Below are 20,140 nucleotides of genomic sequence, written 5' to 3'. Positions count from 1 at the left end.
ATCGGCCAAGGCCTTGAGGTCGCAGCACTTTCGGTCACGCTTGGCCATTACGAAAACTCGTGATAAACGAGATTTCGTAATCAATTTACGAGATCTAGTAATGGTAATGACGCCAATGCCTGGCCAGGACGATGTGGCCCAGACCATCGATCCACGCGCCGCGGCATTCGAATCCTCGGTCGAGGCGACGCTGCTGGTCGATCCCTATGGCGACCAGATCATCGATGCCAATCCGGCCGCCTGCGCCCTGCTCGGCTATGACCGCGCGCTGCTGCGGCAAACCAAGGCCAGCACCCTCCACGCCGGCGAGCTTCCGGCCCTGACCGTGTTCACCCAGGCCGTGCTGCACAAGGGCGCCTACTGGACCACGGCGCTCAATCCTCGCCATGCCACCGGACGAACCCTCAAGCTCGAATACGCCGGCTGCCTCCTGCCCCATGACGGCCGCACGCTGGTGCTGCTGACGCTGACCGATCTCGACGCGCGCCGCCGTCGCAATGTCGACGCCGCCGCCGAAGACCATATGCGCAGCGGCATCTCGACCTGGCAGCGGGTCGAGCGTGTGTTCCAGGACATCGAGCGCGAGAACCAGCTGATCCTGCGCGCCGCCGGCGAGGGCATCTACGGCGTCAACGCCGAGGGCAAGACCACCTTCGTGAACCCCGCGGCCGAGCGGATGCTGGGCTGGACCGCCGAAGAGCTGGTCGGCAAGGAGATCCACCCGATCGTGCACCACTCCCATCACGACGGCCGGCACTATCACAACCATGATTGCCCGATCTATGCGGCGTTCCGCGACGGCGCCGTACATCAGGTCGACGGCGAGGTGTTCTGGCGCAAGGACGGCTCGCCGGCCTGGGTCGAGTACACATCCACCCCGATCCGCGACCGCGGCGTCGTGGTCGGCGCGGTCGTGGTGTTTCGCGACGTCAGCCAGCGCCGTGAGGCTGACGAGAAGCTGCACGCAGCGCTCGCCGAGGTCGACCGCCTGCGCGAGCGGCTCGAGCTCGAAAACGCCTATCTCCAGGAAGAAATCCGCATCGAGACCAATCCCCGCGGCATCATCGGCGGAAGCGAGGCGATCCAGAAGACGCTGCGCCAGGTCAAGCTGGTGGCGCCGACCACCGCGGCGGTGATGATCACCGGCGAGTCCGGCACCGGCAAGGAGCTGATCGCGCGCGCCATCCACGAGGATTCCACCCGCAGCGACCGGCCGCTGATCCGCGTCAACTGCGCCGCGATCCCGCGCGAATTGTTCGAGAGCGAATTCTTCGGCCACGTCCGCGGCGCCTTCACCGGCGCCACGCGCGACCGCATCGGCCGTTTCGAGCTCGCCGACGGCGGCACGCTGTTCCTCGACGAGGTCGGCGAGATCCCGCTCGAATTGCAGGGCAAGCTGCTGCGGGTGTTGCAGGAGGGCAATTTCGAACGTGTCGGGCAGGAGCGCACGCGCACTGTCGACGTCCGCGTCATCGCCGCCACCAATCGCGACCTCAAGCAGGAGGTCCAGCGCGGCCGTTTTCGCGAGGACCTCTATTTCCGCCTCAACGTGTTCCCGATCGAGACCGTCCCCTTGCGCGAACGGCGCGAGGACATTCCCCTGCTTGCCCAGCATTTTTTGACGCGCGAGGGCAAGGCGCTGAAGTCGAGCCTACGGCTGTCGGAAGGCGATGCGCGCAGGCTGACCCGCTACGACTGGCCCGGCAATGTCCGCGAATTGCAGAATGTAATCGAGCGCGCCGCGATCCTGTCGCAGAACGGCCGCTTGCGGATCGATCTGCCTGATAGCTCCGGCACACAAGCTCCAACCGGCACCGCACGCCAGAAGGCCGACGCACGGCCGGCCATCATGACCTCATCCGAGATGCGCGATCATGAACGGGCCAACATTCTGGCCGCGCTGGAGGCCTGCGCGGGAAAAGTATTTGGCCCCGGCGGCGCGGCCGAAATGCTGGACATCAAGCCGACCACGCTGGCCTCGCGGATCAAGGCGCTGGGAATCGCGCCCCGTCCGCGGGCCATGTGATCGCAGCTCTCACGCCGCCTTGGTGGTGACGCCCGTCGCAATCGGAAGCCCCTGCTCGATCGGCAGCGAGGGATCGCGCGACCATTCGTTCCAGGAGCCGAAATACATCCGCACGTCCTTAACGCCGGCGTTCTTCAGCGCCAGGAATGTGTTCGAGGCGCGCGCCCCCTTGAAGCAGTAGAGATAGACCGGCGTCGCCTGCGAGATGCCGACGGTGGCGCATTCGGCCAGGATCTCATCCTTCGACTTGAAGCGCGGGCCCTCGGCGGTCGGCTTCATCATGCGGTACCATTCCAGCCACACCGCGCCGGGGATGCGGCCCTTGCGCGGGCAGAAATCCTTGCCGTAGGGAGACGAGCTGTCGCCGATCCACTCGTCGACGTCGCGCACGTCGAGAATGGCGATGCCGGGCTTGCCGACAGCGCCGAGCATCGTCTTCGCATCGATCAGGATCTCGCCGGCTTCGGGCACGATCGAGAACGAAGCCTTTGCCGGCGTCGGCACGTCCTTGGTCACCGGGAAGCCCGCGGCCGACCACGCATCGAAACCGCCATGCAGCACCTTCACCTTGGGATAGCCGAGCATAGTGAGGAGATAGTAGCCGCGGCAGGACTGGCCGAAGCCCGAGTTCATCGACTGCTCGTAGATCACGGCCGTCTCCTTGCCGGACAGGCCGGCCGCGCCGAACGCATCGGCGAATTTGGTCTTCAGCTCGGCCATGCCCTCCGGCGTCGAGGTCGCGAGGAAGGTGAAGATCTCATGCACGTTCACGGCGTTGGGGAGATGCCCGGCGGCATAGGCGTCGGGGTTGCGGGTGTCGACGATGACACAGGGCTCGTTCTTCAAGAGATCGGCGAGTTCGACGGCAGTGATCAGGACGTCAGTCATGGCAGCCTCTCCGTTGAGGTTGGGGGTCTTAGGGTCTCTTGTCTAAGGGTCTCTTGGGGTAGACTCGTTAAGCTCAGGAATCCGCGAGCATCTTGCGCAGCTGCTTGGTGGCTGGCGTGACGATCGCGACGAAATAGGCCTCGCGCAGGCGCCGCTGCGCGCGGTGGCTTATGAGATAGCCGCGCGCGCCACAATGCAGCATCGCTGCATGCGCCGCGGCGACGCTGGCTTCGCCCGCGCGAAGGCGGAGCGCGATCACCTTGCGCCAGTAGGTCTCCTCCTCGTTGTAGGGATCGCGCGCCAACGCCATGGTCTCCGCCTCCAGCTCGGCGGCGAGATCGCCGAAATGCAGCGGCTGCTGCGGCAGATAGCGGTTGATGTGGCCGAGCGGACCTCCGACCTCGTCCATGATGGCGATGCAGTCGCGGATCAGGCCGAGCGCCATGCCGGCCTGCAGCAGGATGAAGCCGGCGCGGATCTTCTTGACGAAGGGACCTGAGGGATCGGCGAGGATCAGCTCATCCGGCACGAACGCGTCACGGAACTGCACGCCATAGGTGCCGGTGCCGTCCATGGCGAGGAACGGTTTGCACGGCGTCAGCGTGATCGCGGGGTTCGCGCAATCGGCCAGGAACATGACCGTGCCGGGCTCGCCCCTTGCAGTGCCCTGATCGTCCTCGCGCTCGAAGATCGTGCCGAAGAAATGATCGGGGCCGAGATTGGAAACCCAGGGCAGCGCGCCGCGCACGATGTAGCCGCCGTCGACCTTGCGCCCCCTCAGTTTGAGCTTCTCGATGCCGAAGAAGCTCTTCATCGGATTGGAGAGCCCGGTGCCGCCGAGCACCCGGCCGGTCGAGAAGGCATCGCCAAAGCGTCTTGCCAGCTTCAGGTTGGTGGAATTTGCGGCGTACCAGACCAGCGTTGTCTGGCACCAGGCCATGAAGGCCGTGGCGCCGCAGACCTCGCCGATCGCCGCCATCGCCTGGATCGCGCAGCGCAGATCAGCGGGCCCCTCTTTGGGCACATGACTGCCCCAGGCACCGACGGCGCCAAACGCGCGCAGCACCTCGGCCGGATAGACCGAGCCGGCGTCGATGCCGGCGGCGAGCGGCGCGAGCTGCTCCCGCGATATCCGCGCCACCTCGCCGACAATGGAAGGTGCGGGCTGATCCAGTACTTCGACCCGCGATAATGCCAGTGACCCCATGATCGTCTCCCGCACCTTGTGTCCTGTTGCGATCAGCTCAGATGCCGACCTCGAGATTGACCGGGCGGGTGAAGGTGTTGGCGACTGGCGACCATTTCTTCACATGGGCGACCAGCGCATTGATCTCCTCCTGCGAGATGCCCTCGCACTCCATGTCGACCTTGACGCGCACATCGGTAAATCCAACGGGCTTGTCCGAGACATCGCCGGTGCCCCAGACCGCGGTGATGTTGAGGTCGCCTTCGAGCTCGAGCTCGAGCTTGTTGACGATCCAGCCGCGATGCACGGCGTTGGCGTGCAGGCCGACCGCGAGGCACGAGCCGAGCGCGGCAAGCGAGGCTTCCGACGGATTGGGCGCGGTGTCGTCACCCAGAAGCCCCGGCGGCTCGTCGACGATGTAGGGCGGCAGATTGCGGATGTAGTTGGCGTGGCGGAATTTTCCCTCCGCGACCGTCTTGCACTTCAAGGTCTTGATGACCTTCGGATTCGCCTTGCCATTGGCGATCAGTTGCTCGAGGCCATTCTTGTCGATGGGTGCGAGGCAACCCGTCAGCACTGTCTTTTGAACGACGGCAGTCATCATCTTCTCCCTGGCAGCCGTTGAATCCGGCAGGATACCGAACGGTCTGTTTCCCTGCATGGAGCGTGCCAGAAGCGACCAGAAACAAAAGGCGAAGCTTTGGAGCCGCTTAGGCCTCCCTGCCTGCGGATTGATCAGCGCAGCCTTGCTCAAAGCCGATGCAGACGCGCCCGCCGTTGCGAATCTTTTCAGCGCGGAACAGATGCTCCTTGCTGATGCGGCGCGGCTGCGGGTAAATTTGGACTCATGGCAAAGGCTTCATCGAAAAAGAGCGCAGGTTCGCCCCATCAGGGTGCTGGCGACGACGAATCCGCACGCGGCCGTCTGCTCAACGCCGCGACGCATCTGTTCTGCAAGAACGGCATCAACGCCACCGGCATCGATGCGATCATCGAGGAAGCCGGCACGGCGAAGACCACGCTCTATAAGCTGTTCGGCTCCAAGACCAATTTGGTCAACGCCGTGCTGGACAGTGAAGGCAAGCAGTGGCGCGAATGGTTCATCGGCGCCATGGAAGCAGGCGGGGGCGATGCGCAGGCGAAGCTGACGCGCATCTTCCCGGCACTGAAGAGCTGGTTCGCGGAAGAGCGCTTCTACGGCTGCCCCTTCATCAATGCCGTCGGCGAGCACGACAAGGATGCCAAGCAGTTCCGCAACATCGCGCTGAAGCACAAGAAGATCGTGCTCGGCCATATCGAAAAACTCGCCGGCGAGCTCGGCTCGAGCGAGCCTGTTGTGCTTGCCCATCAGCTCGGCCTCATCATCGACGGCGCGATCGTCGCGGCGATGATCTCGCGCGACCCGGGGGTGGCGGATACGGCCGCGCTGACGGCAGGCCTGCTGCTCGGCCAATCCAGGGCGAAGAAGAAGCGCGAGTTGGAGGCGGTGTGATCTCGGCGTGATCTCGTAGGGTGGGCAAAGGCGCGAAGCGCCGTGCCCGCCGTTTGTCTCTACATTGCGAGAATGCGAGGGCACGCTTCCGCCTTCGCTCTTCGAGCTACGGCGGACAAGTCGCTTTGCCCACCCTACGAGATCCGTTTCATAAATCCCCCGATCGCCTCGAGCACCGGCGGTTGATCGCCCGCAAAGAACCAGTGGTCGCTGCCGTCAAGCTCGACGAACTCCGCATCCTTGATCCGGCTCGCCACGTCGCGGCCGGCCGCGATGCGCACCGCTTGATCGCCCCGCCGGTGCAGCACCAGCGTCGGCACCGCCACCTGCGGCAGCAACTGTCGTACGTCGGCGTTGCGGAACGCCTCCAGCACCGCCGAAATGCCGCCGGGACTCGAGGCCGCACGCAACAGCCCGGCCCACCAGGCGCGCGCCTGCGGATCATCAGCAAGGCTCGGCGCGAAAACCTCGATGCCGACCGGCCCGCCCCATTGCGCAACGAGCTGCTGGCGCCAGGCATCATACTGGCCGGCGCGCAGCGCGTGCGGATAGTCCTTTGACCAGCACCCCTTGGCCAGCGCGCCGAACAGGATGAGGCCGGCCGTGAGACGCGGCTCATCGACTGCAAATTTGACGCAAGCCGGCCCGCACTCGGAGGCGCCGAACAGCACGACGCGGCGCGCCCCCACCGCCCGCAGCACGGTGCCGATATCTTCAGCGGTGACGTCGATATCAGGCGCCGATCCAACCCGGTCGGACAGCCCGATGCCGCGGCGATCGAACACGATCAGGCGCCCGAGCTTCATCAATGAGGCCAGAAAGGTCCGGCTCGCGGGATGCTCCCAGGCGCGCTCCACATGCGAGACGAAGCCGGGCATGACCAGGATATCGAGCGGACCGCTGCCATAGGTCTGATACGCCAGATGCACGCCGGCGCCCATGACGTAACGCGTCGTCGGAACCGCATGCGGCGCGGCGGCGGGACTCATCAACGCCTCGGTTTCCGCTTCCGGCGCAACGCCGAGCTCCTCGCGCAGCCGCTGCGTCAGCGCGGCGTGATGCCGCTCCGCCGCGCTGCGATCGCCCGAGAGCAGCAGGCTACGGATCAGATGCCGGCCATAGACTTCGCTCAGCGGATCGAGCTCGACCAGACGGCCTGCATAGGCAGTCGCGGCAAAATGATCGCCAGCGGCATTCTTGTCCTGCACGAGGCGCTCCAGCGCGTGCACGAGCCGCCCCCGCAACGCCTCGCGGCGAAAGAACGCCCAATCGTCGAATTCGCGCGAGTCTTCAGGCGAGAAGCCCGCGAGGAAGTCGCCTCGATAGATCTGGCAGGCAGCGTCAAACGCGCCGCGGTCGCAGGCGCTTTCGAACAGATGCGTATCAATCGTCAGCTCGACCGAAGGAGACCAGCGCACGCTGGTGCGATCGGCCTCGAACACCGGCTCGCCGAGCGCGATCTCGATGCGATGGAGCAGACGCCGCAATCGCGCCAGCGCGGTCTCGCGATCAGTCTCGGGCCATAGCCATGTGGCAATGACGTCCCGCGCGACGGCGCCCTTGGCTTCCGCGAGATAGACCAGCAGCGCAAGCCCCTTGCGTAAGGCCAGCTTGATCGAACGGCCGTCGGCATGAACCTCCGGGAACCCGAACGTCCCAAGCGAGAAAGCCGTCATGGAATCCTTCCTCCACTTGGGGGACGCACAGGGGACGGTCGAGCGGTAGCCGTCGGACCAGTTCGAGCCCCATCGCCGGCGAGCAATTCAGGCTCCTGCATGCGGCACCGCTCTATCAGGCACAATAGGAAAAAACATGGTCTCGCGCCTTCTGATCCTGCTCTACGCCCTCGTGAGCTACGCCCTGTTCACGATCTCATTTCTCTATGCGCTCGGTTTTGTCGGCAATTATGTCGTGCCGAAGTCGATCGACCTCGGCAACCCTGCGAATGCAGGCGAGGCCATTGTCGTCAATTTGCTGCTGATGAGCCTGTTTGCGGTCCAGCACAGCGTCATGGCGCGCCCGGCCTTCAAGCGATGGTCGGCCAAATTCCTTGCCCCGGCCTGCCAGCGCAGCACCTATGTGCTGCTCTCCAGCCTGATCCTCCTGTTGCTGTTCTGGCAGTGGCGTCCGATCCCATCAGTGATCTGGCAGACGGACGGGCTTGCGGCCTGGCTGCTGATATCAGTGCATTGGCTCGGCTGGCTGATCGCGTTTGCCTCGACCCACATGATCGATCATTTCGATCTGTTTGGCGTGCGCCAGGCTCTCGTCGCATGGCGCGGGACCGAGATGCCACGTCAATCGTTCCGGACGCCACTATTCTACAAGATCGTGCGGCATCCGCTGATGCTGGGCTTTCTGCTCGCATTCTGGGCCACGCCCGTGATGACTCTTGGCCATCTCCTTTTCGCGCTTGCCAACACCGCCTACATCCTGCTCGCGCTCCAGCTCGAGGAGCGGGATCTGATCGCCGCGTTCGGTGCGACTTACCAGGATTATCGCCGCCGCGTTCCCATGCTGGTGCCGCGTCTTTTCATGCGCCGCCAGGCCGAAGGAGCGCCGCGATGAACGCGATGTTTCCCGTCCCCCGCATGTCCGCAGAGGCGGCCACATTCGCCGATACGCTCGATGGGCTCGACATCGGTCTCTATCTCCTCGACGCGGACGGAAATCTCGTACACGCCAACACGGCCGGGCAGGTTCTTCTCGATGCAGGCCACATCCTGCATCAGACGCGCGGACAGTTGACGGCCGGCGATCCCGTCGTGAACCAGGCCTTGCGACATGCCTCGGCATTCGTCCTGGACGCTAGTGGAAGCGCCGTGCCAATGATCGGGACGGACGGACAGCGCTATGTCGCCCATGTCCTGCCGTTGACGTCAGGCCCGCGCCGCCGCGCCGGAATAGCTTACGGCGCTGTCATAGCCTTGTTCGTGCGCAAGGCGGCCCTGACGATACCGTCCCGCTCCGAGGCGATCGCCAAGGCGTTCAAGCTGACCCCGACCGAATTGCGCGTGCTGCTCACGATCGTCGAGCTCGGCGGCATTCCGCGCGTGGCCGCTGCGCTCGGCGTCGCCACCACGACGATCAGAACGCACGTCAATCGTCTGTTTGAAAAGACCGGTACCGCGCGGCAGGCCGATTTCGTCAAGCTTGTCGCGGGATATGCGACGCCGCTGCGGCGCCTGGGAGAGGCGCAATGAGAGCCGTGCTGTGCAGCTCGTTCACTGGACCGCAGGGTTTGCGCCTCGGTGAGATCGCCGAGCCGAGGCCTGCCGACGACGAAATCCTCATCGACGTCCATGCGGCCTCCGTCAGCTTCATGGATCAGTTGCTGGTCTCCGGCCTCTACCAGATGCGGCCGCCCCTGCCCTTCGTGCCCGGCACGGAAGCTTCAGGTACCGTCGTCGCGGTCGGCGACAAGGTCACGCAATTCGCCCCCGGCGATCGCGTGGCCTGCAGCAGTTGGACCGGCGGCTACGCCGAACGGATGGTCGCCAAGGAATCCAAGAGCGTGCGCCTGCCTGACGGGGTCCCGTTCGAAGCGGCTGCGACGGTCCTGCACGTCTACGGCACCGCCTATTATGCACTGGTCGAGCGGGCCCGGGCGCAAGCCGGCGAGACCGTGTTCATCACCGGCGCCGCCGGCGGTGTCGGGCTTGCCGCCGTCGACCTCGGCCGCCATCTCGGTCTGCGCGTCATCGCCGGCGTCGGCACCGACGACAAGGCCGCGTTGGTGCGCCGCTACGGCGCCGGCGAGGTCATCAATTATCGCAATGAAGATCTGCGCGACCGGATCAAGTCGATCACCTCAGGCCAAGGCATCGATATCGGCTTCGACAATGTCGGCGGTACGATCCTCGAGCAGATGGCCCGGCTGATGAACTGGGACGGCCGGCTGATTCCGATCGGCTTCACCAGCGGCGTGATTCCACAGATCCCGATGAACCTGCCGCTTCTGAAGAATTATGCCATCATCGGCGTCTTCCTCGGCGCCTGGGCGGAAAGATTTTCTGCCGCGGCAGCACACATGAACGACACACTGATGCAATGGCTGGCCGACGGACAGATCCGCCCGCACATCGATCGCCTCCTCCCTTTGGAGGAGGCTGGCGAGGCTATGCGCGCTGTGGCCAACAGGACGGTTCAGGGAAGAATTGTGCTCAAGATCCGCTAGAGTGCGCATGGAATGACAGGACAGGAAGGCAAGTGTTGACCGGGATCATCATCGACAAACGGTTTTGCGGTCCGCCGAACTCAGGCAATGGCGGCTATGTCTGCGGCCGGCTGGCCCAGCACATTCCCGGCGGCGCTGAAGTGACGTTGCGCGCGCCGCCTCCGCTGGATACCCCGCTCGCGACGAGCGCAACTGATGACGGCACATGGGAGCTTCGCGACGGCGCCAAACTTGTTGCGACCGGGCGCGCGGTGAATATCGAGCTTACGAGGCTGGAAACAGCCAGCTTCGAAGAAGCCTGCGCCGCCGAATCGCGGACGCTGGCCAAGCCGCACGAGCATCCGCTTCCGACCTGTTTCGTCTGCGGCACCGCCAGGGCTGAGGGAGACGGCCTGCGTATCTTCGCCGGACCACTCGGACGTCCCACGAAAAGTCCCGTTCTCGCAGCGAGCTGGGTCCCGGATCCAAACCTCGCCGCCGACGACGGCCTGGTCGCGCCGGAGTTTCTCTGGTCAGCACTGGACTGTCCCACCGGCTTTGCCTGCAATTGTGATCCTCAAAGCAGCGCCATCGACCGGACCCCACTCCTGCTGGGACGAATGTCCGCGCGCATCGAAACCCGCCCGCATCCCGGCGACCGCTGCATCATCACGGCATGGCCGACCGGCCGCGACGGCCGCAAGCGCATGGCCGAGGCCGCGCTGCATGATGAGGGTGGGAGGTTGCTAGCGGCGGCGAAGACGACGTGGATTGCCGTGGAGCGCGAGGTGCAGCTCGGACGCGGATGACGGTCTCGTAGTGACGGTTTCGTAGGGTGGGCAAAGGCGCATAGCGCCGTGCCCACCACTTCGCTTCATTGATCGAGATGGTGGGCACGCTTCCGCTTTGCCCACCCTACGCGACCTGTGCGTGACGAACTCTAGGTCGCCTGCTCGATCATCCCCTGCAGCCGCACCAGCTCCGTCTCCAGATCGCGCTCCACATCCGCGGCACGAATCTCCAGCACCCGATAGTCGCGCGCCTCCAGCCACGCCCGCCGCGACGCGCGGTCTGCGGCGATGGTCTCGCCCTCGCCCGGATTGACCAGCTCGATCGCGATCCTATGCGGAAACGAGACGAAGTCGGGGATGTGGCGGCCGACCGGGGTCTGGCGCTTGAACCCTCCTGCAAAGCGGCGGTCGCGCGTCAACGCCTGCCAGAGCAGGCGCTCGGCATCAGTTGGGTTGCGGCGGAGCAGGCGAGCAAGGCCACGCACGGTCGAGCCGCTGTCGGGCGCGCCGCCGGCCTGCCCATGCTCGGCCAGAAGCGCGCGCAGGCGCGTGGCCTGCTCTCCGTCGAGCACGCCGCCCTTGGCCGGGCCTTTGCGTCCCTCAGCGATCGCCATGACGACTCCATGGAGGGTGTGCATGTCCTGCTTGGTCGGCTCCATCCGGCTGAAGATGTTGCGCAGGTTGACCAGCATGGTGTCGCGCTTCTCGGCCGGGCGCAGGAATTCGACACGGTCGAGCTCGCGCACGAGGTTGTCGAAGAAGGCCTGCATCTGGTGCTGCGAGGCACGCTCGGAGCGTTCCGGCATGGCATGCGGGAGCTCGCCTGATGTCATCAGCTTGAACCATTCATATCCGACCAGCAGCACGGCCTGGGCGAGGTTGAGCGAGGCAAAGCCCGGATTGACCGGAAAGGTGATGATGCGGTTGGAGAGCCCGACCTCCTCGTTGGTCAGGCCCCAGCGCTCCCGGCCGAACAGGATTCCAGCCCGGCCGCCGGTCGCGACGTGCCCGGCGATCTCAGCCGCGGCCGCCTCCGGTGCCACCACCGGCTTGGCCTGGTCGTGGGGCCGCGCGGTGGTGGCGAACAGCAAATCGAGGTCGGCGACCGCCTGCGCGACCGTGTCGAACAGTTCGACCTTTTCCAGGATGTGGTCGGCGCCAGCGGCGGCCCGCTGCGCGGCGATGTTCGGCCAGCCGTCGCGCGGATTGACGATACGCAAAGCGCCGAGCGCAAAATTGCCCATGGCGCGCGCGGCCATGCCGATGTTCTCCCCGAGCTGCGGCTCGACCAGGATCACGATGGGGCCGTCGAGGGCGAGCCCTGCCTTGGTCTTGTCGGTGCCGGACATCTCAGTTCACTTTCTGGTTCAGCGTTCGTCTCGTTCAGCTTCCGAAGGAGGTTGAACTCCAGTCCGAAGACGCTGATCCAAGCCTTCATCCGCGCCGCCGGCCCGCCTTCCGTGCGACGCAATTTCTTGAGTGGAGATAACAGGGTTAGCGGCGTTTGCGAAACCGCAATCGCACCTCAATTGGGGACGATTTCGCCGCCCGGCTTGCGCGCGCTTTGCTTTCGGATATGGCTATCAACCACAACCAAAGCGAAGCCGAAAGGCCTGAGCTGAAGCAACAATTGAGTGGGGGGATGGCGATGCTGAGCCGATGGAAATTGGCGCTTCTGGGACTGGTCCTGATCGTAGCGGGCGGCCTCATCGCCCATCTGACGCAAACCGCCGGCGGCATCCGGATCCAGGATGTCAGGTTCAAGGGCGCCAAGGGCAACACAATGAGTGCCCTGCTCTACATCCCCGCGAATGCCACCGCGCAGACCCCGGCACCGGGCATCCTCGCCGTCCACGGCTACATCAATTCGCGCGAGACCCAGGACGGCTTCGCCATCGAATTCGCCCGCCGCGGTTATGTCGTGCTGGCGCTGGACCAGACCGGCCATGGCTATAGCGACCCGCCCGCTTTCGCCAACGGCTTTGGCGGCCCCGATGGCCTCGCCTATCTCCGCAGCCTCGACATGGTCGACAAGGCCAATATCGGCCTCGAGGGCCACTCGATGGGCGGCTGGACGGTCCTGGCCGCAGCCGCCGCGATGCCAAACGACTACAAGTCGATGGTGCTGGAGGGCTCCTCGACCGGGAAGCCATTCGCGGCCGACGGCACACCAAGCTGGCCGCGCAACACCGCCTTGGTGTTTGCCCAATACGAGGAATTCTCCACTCTGATGTGGGGCATCGATCTCGCCCGCGATGTCACCAAGAGCCCGAAGTTGTGGGCAATGTTCGGCACGCAGGGGCCGGTCGAGCCGGGCAAGGTCTATGGCGACCCGGTGGCCGGTACCGCACGGGTGTTGTACACGCCCGCGATCACGCATCCGGCCGAGCACATCTCGCATGAGGCGATCGGCTACAGCCTCGACTGGTTCGCCAAAACGCTCCAGGGCGGAACGCCGCGGCCGGCCGACGACCAGATCTGGTTCCGCAAGGAGCTCGGCACGCTGATCGCGCTTGTCGGTTTCGTTGTGCTCTTGATCGGCACCTTCGATGGCCTGCTGGAGGCGTCAATGTTCTCCCGCCTGCGCCTGCCTGCTGTCCCAGACGGCACCATGCCGCCGCATCAGGCCGCCACGGGCCGGCGCTGGACCACGGCGTTCATCCTCTCGGCCTTCATCCCAGCGCTGACCTACTACCCGGCGTTTGCGCTGGGCGGCACCTTCGTGACGCCGTCGGCATTCCTGCCGCAGGGCATCACCAACCAGATCCTGATCTGGGCCATCATCAACGGCTTGATCACGCTGGCGCTGATGGGCTTCGCCCCAAAGCGCAAGGGCCGGGCCGGGCTGCTCGGCCAGTCGCTCGTGATCGCGGTTGCCTCGGTCGCGGTTGGTTATGCCGCGCTGTGGCTCGCCGACCTCGCCTTCAAGATCGACTTCCGCTTCTGGATCATCGCGCTGAAGCTGATGAACCCGAAGCAGGTTCTGATCTTCCTGATCTATTTGATTCCATTCACGGCGTTTTTCGTCGTGGCGTTGCACGTGCTGCACCGGAATTTCTCGACCATGGAGGCACCGCGACTGGCGCTTTACGTGACCAATATCCTGGCGCTCACGTTTGGCTTCATCGTGCTGCTGGTCCTGCAATACGGCACGCTCTGGCTGACCGGAAAGCTGTTCAACCCGCTGCCCGACCCCGGCTTCGTGCCCCTCTCGACCATCGTCGCGATCCAGTTCGTGCCGCTGCTGGCGATCGTCGCCGTGATCGCCACCTTCACCTGGCGACGGACCGGATCGAGCCTGCCGGGTGCCCTGATCTCGGGCCTGTTCGTGACCTGGTACATCGTGGCGGGCACGGCCACCCAGGCCGCCTTTTAGAGGCGTTCTCGGACGGCGCCGGCTCGCTCGGGGCAGGTGCCTAAACAGGGTGCGACATCGGTCATTCCGGCCTCGTCGGAATGACTGACCTCGGCGAAAAGATGGGCTGAAAGTGCATAACCGCTCCGCTTCCGCCCGCCCCCGGGCGGTGCTATAGCGCGGGAGATTTCCACCGCGGCCGTCCAAAAGCGCCGACCCAAGAGGCTTCCCCGATCATGGCAAAAATCAAGGTATCCAATCCCGTCGTCGAGCTCGATGGCGACGAGATGACCCGGATCATCTGGCAGTACATCAAGGACAAGCTGATCAACCCGTTCCTGGATGTCGAGCTGCAATATTTCGACCTGGGCATGGAGTACCGCGACCACACCAACGATCAGGTGACCATCGACGCCGCCGAGGCGATCAAGAAGGTCGGTGTCGGCGTCAAGTGCGCCACCATCACCCCTGACGAGGCCCGGGTGAAGGAGTTCAACCTCAAGCAGATGTGGAAGTCGCCGAACGGCACCATCCGCAACATCCTCGGCGGCTGCATCTTCCGCGAGCCGATCATCTGCAAGAACGTGCCGCGCCTGGTTCCCGGCTGGACCAAGCCGATCATCATCGGCCGCCATGCCTATGGCGACCAGTACCGCGCCACCGACATCAAGTTCCCGGGCAAGGGCACGCTCTCGCTGAAGTTCGTCGGCGAGGACGGCACCGTGATCGAGAAGGAAGTGTTCAAGGCTCCGGGCGCCGGCGTCGCCATGGAGATGTACAATCTCGACGACAGCATCATCGACTTCGCCCGCGCCTCCTTCAACTACGGTCTGCTGCGCGGCTATCCGGTCTATCTCTCGACCAAGAACACCATCCTCAAGGTCTATGACGGCCGCTTCAAGGACATCTTCCAGGAGATCTTCGACAAGGAGTTCAAGAAGGAGTTCGACGCCAAGGGCCTGACCTACGAGCACCGCCTGATCGACGACATGGTCGCCTCGGCGCTGAAATGGTCCGGCGGCTATGTCTGGGCCTGTAAGAACTATGACGGCGACGTGCAGTCCGACACGGTCGCGCAGGGCTACGGCTCGCTCGGCCTGATGACCTCGGTGCTGCTCACCCCCGACGGCAAGACCGTCGAGGCGGAAGCTGCCCACGGCACCGTGACCCGTCACTACCGCGAGCACCAGAAGGGCAAGGAGACCTCGACCAATTCGATCGCGTCGATCTTCGCCTGGACGAGAGGCCTCGCTCACCGCGCCAAGCTCGACAACAACGCCGAGCTCGCCAAGTTCGCGACCACGCTGGAGAAGGTCTGCGTCGACACCGTCGAGGAAGGCTACATGACCAAGGACCTCGCGCTCCTGGTCGGCGCCGACCAGCGCTGGCTGTCGACCACCGGCTTCCTCGACAAGGTCGCTGACAACCTCGTGAAGGCGATGGCGGCCTAAGCCGCCATCCGCATTTTCGCCCGACTGGGCCAGACATCATCACGGGCCGCGTTTGAAAGCGCGGCCCGTTTTTTTTTTGAGAGCCCTTTGCGGAGAGATGCAACCATGTCGACCAAGCTTGCCGTCCCATGCCTGTTGTTGTTCGCCGCCATAGCCGGGCCGGCAACGGCTGCCGACCCCGGACAAGCCGAGGCCCCGCGCGGGGCAATTCGACTTGTCGGCTTCCCGGAAGCGATCCAGGCTCCCGGCGAGCAAACGGTCGCGGTTCTGTTTGCCGAGGGCGCGCAGATCTATGAATGCAAACCAGCCGCAGACGGGAAGCTCGCGTGGAGCTTCCGGGAGCCGATCGCGACCCTGCTCGAGAACGGGAAGACGGTCGGCCGGCATTATGCCGGGCCCAATTGGGAACATCAGGACAGTAGCGCCGTCACCGGCAAGGTTACGGGCAGCGCTCCAGGCGAAACCGACAGTGACATTCCCCGGCTGAAGCTGGAGGTCACCTCGCGACGCGGCAGCGGCTTACTTTCTGAGGTCACGACAGTCCAGCGCGTCCTCACCCATGGCGGCAAACTCGACGGCGCTTGCGACAAAGCCGGCGACTTCAAGAGCGTGCCCTACTCCGCCACCTACATCTTCCTGAAGAAGGGCTGACCGCTCAGCGGTCGGTGTCCTCGCGCTCGGCCTGCGCCAGTTCCGTTGCAGCCAGATCGCCGGTCTCCCCGAGCCGCGCTTTCGCGGTGTTGTGGACATGGGCGGCGAGCGTCGGCATGCGCTCGATCAGGGCGTGGAAATGCTGCGCGTCCAGCACCAGCAGCCGCGTCTTGCGCGTCGCGGTCACCGTGCCGCTGCGCTTGGTCTTGTGCAGCAGCGCGATCTCGCCGAAGAAGGTGCCGTCCGTGAGCCGCACCTGCTGGTTCGGCAACGTGATCTCGACCTCGCCCGCGGTGATGAAATACATCGACGAGGCATCATCCCCGCGCCGCACCAGAATCTCGCCCTGCTCGACGGTGCGGGCTCGCAGCAGCCGCATGATATCGGCAATGTCGGACGCCGCCAGATGCGAGAACAGCGGCACGCGGGCCAGCATGCCCCAGGTCACGACGAAGTCGCGCCGCTTCACCTCTTCCGCAAAGGCGGTCGAGATGATCGCAACCGGCAGCGCAATCATGGCGAAGCCTGAAATGATGGTGAAGACCGAGATGATCTTCCCGAGCGCCGTCACCGGCACGACGTCGCCATAGCCGACGGTGCCGAGCGTCACGATCGCCCACCACATCGCTTGCGGAATGGTGCCAAGCTTGTCCGGTTGCACGTCGCGCTCGATGGCGTAGAGCAGCGAGGCGAAGGTCAGCACCGCGCCGGCCAGGATGACGAGGCAACCGATCAGCGCGCGCCGCTCGGCATGCACGGCCGCGAGCAGCGAGCGCATCGCCGGCGAGTAGCGGACCAGCTTGAAGAATGGCAGCACGCCGAGCGCCGCCAGCGTCGCGTGCCGCCCGGTCACCAGCACGATTGCGGCAGGCACGAATGCCATGAGGTCGATGACGCCAAGCGCGGAGAAGACGTAGCCGAGCCGGTCCGCGGACGGCGAGCCCTTGCGCGGCGTATGGCCGGCCACCGTCCAGAGCCGCGCGGCATATTCCAGCGCGAACACGACGACGCAGAGGATGGTGATCGCGGAGAACAGCATGCCGAACCGCGCATCCAGCTCCGGCACCGAGGCAAGGACCATCGCGGCGACGTTGAGCACGATGGCGCCGATGATCAGCTGGATGAAGCGCGATCCGATCGAATAGGCGAGCGGATCGTGCTCCAGCAATTCATAGAGGCGATCCCTCAAGTTCGGATCGCGAAGCCCACGTCCTCGCGGAACGAGGCGCATGACGTCTACGCAGCTCCCATCGCTTTTTCGATCGCGGCCAGCGCCTCGGTCGCCTTGGCGCCGTCCGGGCCACCGGCCTGCGCCATGTCGGGCCGGCCGCCGCCGCCCTTGCCGCCGAGCGCCTCGGACGCGACGCGCACCAGGTTCACGGCATTGAAGCGCGCGGTCAGGTCCGCGGTGACACCGACCACGATTCCGGCCTTGCCATCCTCGGTGACGCCGACGATGGCGACGACGCCGGAGCCGATCTGCTTCTTGGCCTCGTCGGCGAGGCTCTTGAGATCCTTCATCTCGATGCCCTCGACCGCGCGCGCCATCAGCTTGACGCCCCCGGCCTCGCGCACGCCCGAGGCTGCACCATTGCCGCCGGCGGACGCGCCGCCGCCCATCGCGAGCTTCTTGCGGGCGTCGGAGAGCTCGCGCTCGAGCTTCTTGCGCTCCTCCATCAGCGCGGCGATGCGCGCGGGCACGTCGTCGATTGAGGTGCGCAGCTCGCTGGCTGCGGTCTTCGCCAGCGCCATCGTCTCGTTGGCGTGCCGGCGCGCGTAGTTGCCGGTCAGCGCCTCGATGCGGCGAACGCCGGAAGCCACCGCGCTTTCGCCGGTCAGCGTGATCAGGCCGATATCGCCGGTGCGCCTGACATGCGTGCCGCCGCAGAGCTCGACCGACCAGCCGAGCGCGTTAGTGCCGCGCTCGCGCGCGGTCTTGCCCATCGAGACGACGCGGACTTCGTCGCCATATTTCTCGCCGAACAGCGCGCGCGCACCGGCCTCGCGGGCCTCGTCGACGCCCATCACGCGCGTCGTGACCTCGTCGTTCTCCAGCACCACGTCGTTGGCGATGTCCTCGACGCGGGCGAGCTCGTCCGCCGTGATCGGCTTCGGATGCACGAAGTCGAAGCGCAGGCGGTCCGGCGCGACCATCGAGCCGCGCTGGGCGATGTGGTCGCCGAGCACCTGGCGCAGCGCCTCGTGAATGAGATGCGTCGCAGAGTGATGCGCGCGGATCGAGGAGCGCCTGGAATGATCGACCTCGAGCTGCAGCGCGGTGCCGACCTTCACTTCGCCGCTTTCGACGGTGCCGACATGCACGAAGAAATCGCCGAGCTTCTTCTGCGTGTCGGTGACGCGGAACTTGACCCCGCCCTCACCCATGAGCACGCCGGTGTCGCCGACCTGGCCGCCCGATTCCGCATAGAACGGCGTCTGGTTCAGCACGATCGCGCCAGCCTCGCCAGCCTTGAGACTGGAAACTTCCGCACCGTCCTTGACCAGCGCGGAGACCACGCCCTCGGCGCTCTCGGTCTCGTAGCCCAAAAATTCAGTCGCGCCGAGCTTCTCGCGCAGCGGGAACCAGATCGCTTCGGAGGCCGCTTCGCCCGAACCCTTCCAGGACTCGCGCGCCTTGGCCTTCTGCCGCTCCATCGCGTCGGTGAACGCGGCCTGGTCGACGCCGATGCCGCGCGACTTCAGCGCGTCCTGCGTCAGGTCGAGCGGGAAGCCATAGGTGTCGTACAGCGTGAAGGCGACGTCGCCGTCGAACATGTCGCCCTTCTTTAAGGACGCGCTCTTCTCATCAAGGATGGCGAGGCCGCGCGACAGAGTCTTGCGGAAGCGGGTCTCTTCGAGACGCAGCGTTTCCTCGATCAAATTCTCCGCGCGCATCAAATCGGGATAGGCCTGGCCCATCTCGCGGACCAGCGCCCAGACCAGCCGATGCATCAGCGGCTCCTTGGCACCCAAGAGCTGCGCATGGCGCATCGCGCGGCGCATGATCCGGCGCAGCACGTAGCCGCGGCCCTCGTTCGAGGGCAGCACGCCGTCCGCGACCAGGAAGGCGGAGGAACGCAAATGGTCGGCGATGACGCGGAACGAGGCGACGTTCTGCTCGGTCGGCCCGCTGCCGAGCGCGGAGGCAGTCGCATCGATCAGATGGCGGAACAGGTCGGTCTCGAACACGCTGTCGACGCCCTGCATGATGCAGGCCATGCGCTCCAGCCCCATGCCGGTGTCGATCGAGGGACGCGGCAGATCCACGCGCTCCTCCTTCGTCACCTGCTCGTATTGCATGAACACGAGATTCCAGAACTCGAGGAAGCGGTCGCCGTCCTCTTCCGGCGAGCCCGGAGGGCCGCCCCAGATGTGGTCGCCGCGATCGATGAAGATCTCCGAGCACGGACCGCACGGGCCGGTGTCGCCCATCGCCCAGAAATTGTCCGAGGTCGGGATGCGGATGATGCGGTCTTCGGAGAAGCCGGCGATCTTCTTCCAGAGCCCATGCGCCTCGTCGTCGGTGTGGTAGACGGTGACGAGCAGCTTGTCCTTGTTCAGCCCGAAGTCCTTGGTGATGAGCTTCCAGGCCAGCTCAATCGCGCGCTCCTTGAAATAGTCGCCGAACGAGAAGTTGCCGAGCATCTCGAAGAAGGTGAGATGGCGCGCGGTGTAGCCGACATTGTCGAGGTCGTTGTGCTTGCCGCCGGCGCGCACGCATTTCTGCGACGTGGTGGCGCGCTGATAGGGCCGCTTCTCGACGCCGGTGAAGACGTTCTTGAACTGCACCATGCCGGCATTGGTGAACATCAACGTCGGATCGTTGCGCGGCACCAATGGCGAGGACGACACGATCTCGTGGCCGTTCTCGGCAAAGAAGTTCAGAAAGGTCGACCTGATCTCGTTGACGCCGCTCATGTTCATCCAATCGGGTGGTGCTTGGACCCGCCAATTCGCCGTCCAAACCTGTCGATTTGGGCTGATATCTGCGGGCCAAAGCGCTTTTAGACAAGGCCAGCTTCGCTGTCCAGAAACTGTGCAGAGAGATCAGTGGGTTGCCGCAGCAGCGTAATCGCGTCGCAATCCCTTTGGAAAGCCGCTAAGTGCGCGTTGACAGGCTTGGCCGGGCTGTGGTCTGTACCCA

General features: G+C 65.0%; 16 protein-coding genes. 9 read left to right on the top strand and 7 right to left on the bottom strand.

Annotation, left to right across the window (positions count from 1 at the left end; translation table 11 throughout):
- Positions 1 to 100: 100 nt before the first annotated feature.
- Entirely contained in the window at positions 101 to 2,026 is a 1,926-nt protein-coding gene (locus XH89_RS12655; protein ID WP_194467376.1) for a sigma 54-interacting transcriptional regulator, read from the top strand.
- Positions 2,027 to 2,035: 9 nt separating this feature from the next.
- Here XH89_RS12655 and XH89_RS12650 read toward each other — a convergent pair whose 3' ends face one another.
- From XH89_RS12650 to XH89_RS12640, 3 genes are all read right to left on the bottom strand, one after another.
- Positions 2,036 to 2,914, bottom strand: coding sequence for a sulfurtransferase (locus XH89_RS12650; protein ID WP_194467375.1), 879 nt, complete (start codon positions 2,912 to 2,914; stop codon positions 2,036 to 2,038).
- A 73-nt stretch (positions 2,915 to 2,987) separates the two neighbouring features.
- Complete coding sequence (locus tag XH89_RS12645; protein WP_194467374.1) at positions 2,988 to 4,121, bottom strand: acyl-CoA dehydrogenase family protein; 1,134 nt, start codon at positions 4,119 to 4,121, stop codon at positions 2,988 to 2,990.
- Between the two features lie 37 nt (positions 4,122 to 4,158).
- Positions 4,159 to 4,701: an OsmC family protein gene (locus XH89_RS12640; RefSeq protein WP_194467373.1), complete on the bottom strand. Its 543-nt coding sequence runs from the start codon at positions 4,699 to 4,701 to the stop codon at positions 4,159 to 4,161.
- Positions 4,702 to 4,947: 246 nt separating this feature from the next.
- Here XH89_RS12640 and XH89_RS12635 point away from each other — a divergent pair, with 246 nt between their 5' ends.
- Entirely contained in the window at positions 4,948 to 5,592 is a 645-nt protein-coding gene (locus XH89_RS12635; protein WP_194467372.1) for a TetR/AcrR family transcriptional regulator, read from the top strand.
- 134 nt (positions 5,593 to 5,726) lie between these two features.
- On the opposite strand, the gene XH89_RS12630 is transcribed toward XH89_RS12635, so the two are convergent.
- On the bottom strand, positions 5,727 to 7,268 hold the full coding sequence (locus XH89_RS12630) for an alpha/beta fold hydrolase (protein WP_194467371.1): 1,542 nt from the start codon (positions 7,266 to 7,268) through the stop codon (positions 5,727 to 5,729).
- A gap of 136 nt (positions 7,269 to 7,404) precedes the next feature.
- On the opposite strand from XH89_RS12630, the gene mddA reads away from it, so the two are divergent.
- Genes mddA through XH89_RS12610 form a run of 4 tightly spaced genes read left to right on the top strand, consistent with a single transcriptional unit; the run spans position 7,405 to position 10,557 of the window.
- Positions 7,405 to 8,160: a methanethiol S-methyltransferase gene (gene mddA, locus XH89_RS12625; RefSeq protein WP_194467370.1), complete on the top strand. Its 756-nt coding sequence runs from the start codon at positions 7,405 to 7,407 to the stop codon at positions 8,158 to 8,160.
- Positions 8,157 to 8,795, top strand: a complete 639-nt coding sequence (locus XH89_RS12620) for a LuxR family transcriptional regulator (RefSeq protein WP_246767820.1) — start codon at positions 8,157 to 8,159, stop codon at positions 8,793 to 8,795. Before mddA ends, XH89_RS12620 begins: the two co-directional genes overlap by 4 nt.
- On the top strand, positions 8,792 to 9,769 hold the full coding sequence (locus XH89_RS12615) for an NADPH:quinone oxidoreductase family protein (protein WP_194467369.1): 978 nt from the start codon (positions 8,792 to 8,794) through the stop codon (positions 9,767 to 9,769). The genes XH89_RS12620 and XH89_RS12615 overlap by 4 nt, the downstream gene beginning before the upstream one ends.
- 35 nt (positions 9,770 to 9,804) lie before the next feature.
- On the top strand, positions 9,805 to 10,557 hold the full coding sequence (locus XH89_RS12610; RefSeq protein WP_194467368.1) for a hypothetical protein: 753 nt from the start codon (positions 9,805 to 9,807) through the stop codon (positions 10,555 to 10,557).
- Positions 10,558 to 10,688: 131 nt separating this feature from the next.
- On the opposite strand, the gene XH89_RS12605 is transcribed toward XH89_RS12610, so the two are convergent.
- Positions 10,689 to 11,888 carry a TrmJ/YjtD family RNA methyltransferase gene (locus XH89_RS12605; RefSeq protein ID WP_194467367.1) on the bottom strand — a complete coding sequence of 400 codons (1,200 nt, stop codon included), beginning with the start codon at positions 11,886 to 11,888 and terminating at the stop codon, positions 10,689 to 10,691.
- A 299-nt stretch (positions 11,889 to 12,187) separates the two neighbouring features.
- On the opposite strand from XH89_RS12605, the gene XH89_RS12600 reads away from it, so the two are divergent.
- From XH89_RS12600 to XH89_RS12590, 3 genes are all read left to right on the top strand, one after another.
- Entirely contained in the window at positions 12,188 to 13,915 is a 1,728-nt protein-coding gene (locus XH89_RS12600) for an alpha/beta fold hydrolase (RefSeq protein WP_194467366.1), read from the top strand.
- 215 nt (positions 13,916 to 14,130) lie between these two features.
- On the top strand, positions 14,131 to 15,345 hold the full coding sequence (locus XH89_RS12595; RefSeq protein ID WP_194467365.1) for an NADP-dependent isocitrate dehydrogenase: 1,215 nt from the start codon (positions 14,131 to 14,133) through the stop codon (positions 15,343 to 15,345).
- A 105-nt stretch (positions 15,346 to 15,450) separates the two neighbouring features.
- Complete coding sequence (locus XH89_RS12590) at positions 15,451 to 15,996, top strand: DUF3455 domain-containing protein (protein WP_194467364.1); 546 nt, start codon at positions 15,451 to 15,453, stop codon at positions 15,994 to 15,996.
- Between the two features lie 4 nt (positions 15,997 to 16,000).
- Here the strand turns inward: XH89_RS12590 and XH89_RS12585 are convergent, their stop codons facing one another.
- Together XH89_RS12585 and alaS are read right to left on the bottom strand one after the other, a co-directional pair.
- Positions 16,001 to 17,227, bottom strand: a complete 1,227-nt coding sequence (locus XH89_RS12585; protein WP_194467363.1) for a cyclic nucleotide-gated ion channel — start codon at positions 17,225 to 17,227, stop codon at positions 16,001 to 16,003.
- A 5-nt stretch (positions 17,228 to 17,232) separates the two neighbouring features.
- Complete coding sequence (alaS, locus tag XH89_RS12580; protein WP_194467362.1) at positions 17,233 to 19,914, bottom strand: alanine--tRNA ligase; 2,682 nt, start codon at positions 19,912 to 19,914, stop codon at positions 17,233 to 17,235.
- Between the last annotated feature and the right edge of the window lie 226 nt (positions 19,915 to 20,140).

Source organism: Bradyrhizobium sp. CCBAU 53340 (assembly GCF_015291645.1).
Taxonomy (GTDB): Bacteria; Pseudomonadota; Alphaproteobacteria; order Rhizobiales; family Xanthobacteraceae; genus Bradyrhizobium.
The sequence above is the reverse complement of the archived record's forward strand: the minus strand, read 5'-3'. Positions and strand labels throughout refer to the sequence as shown.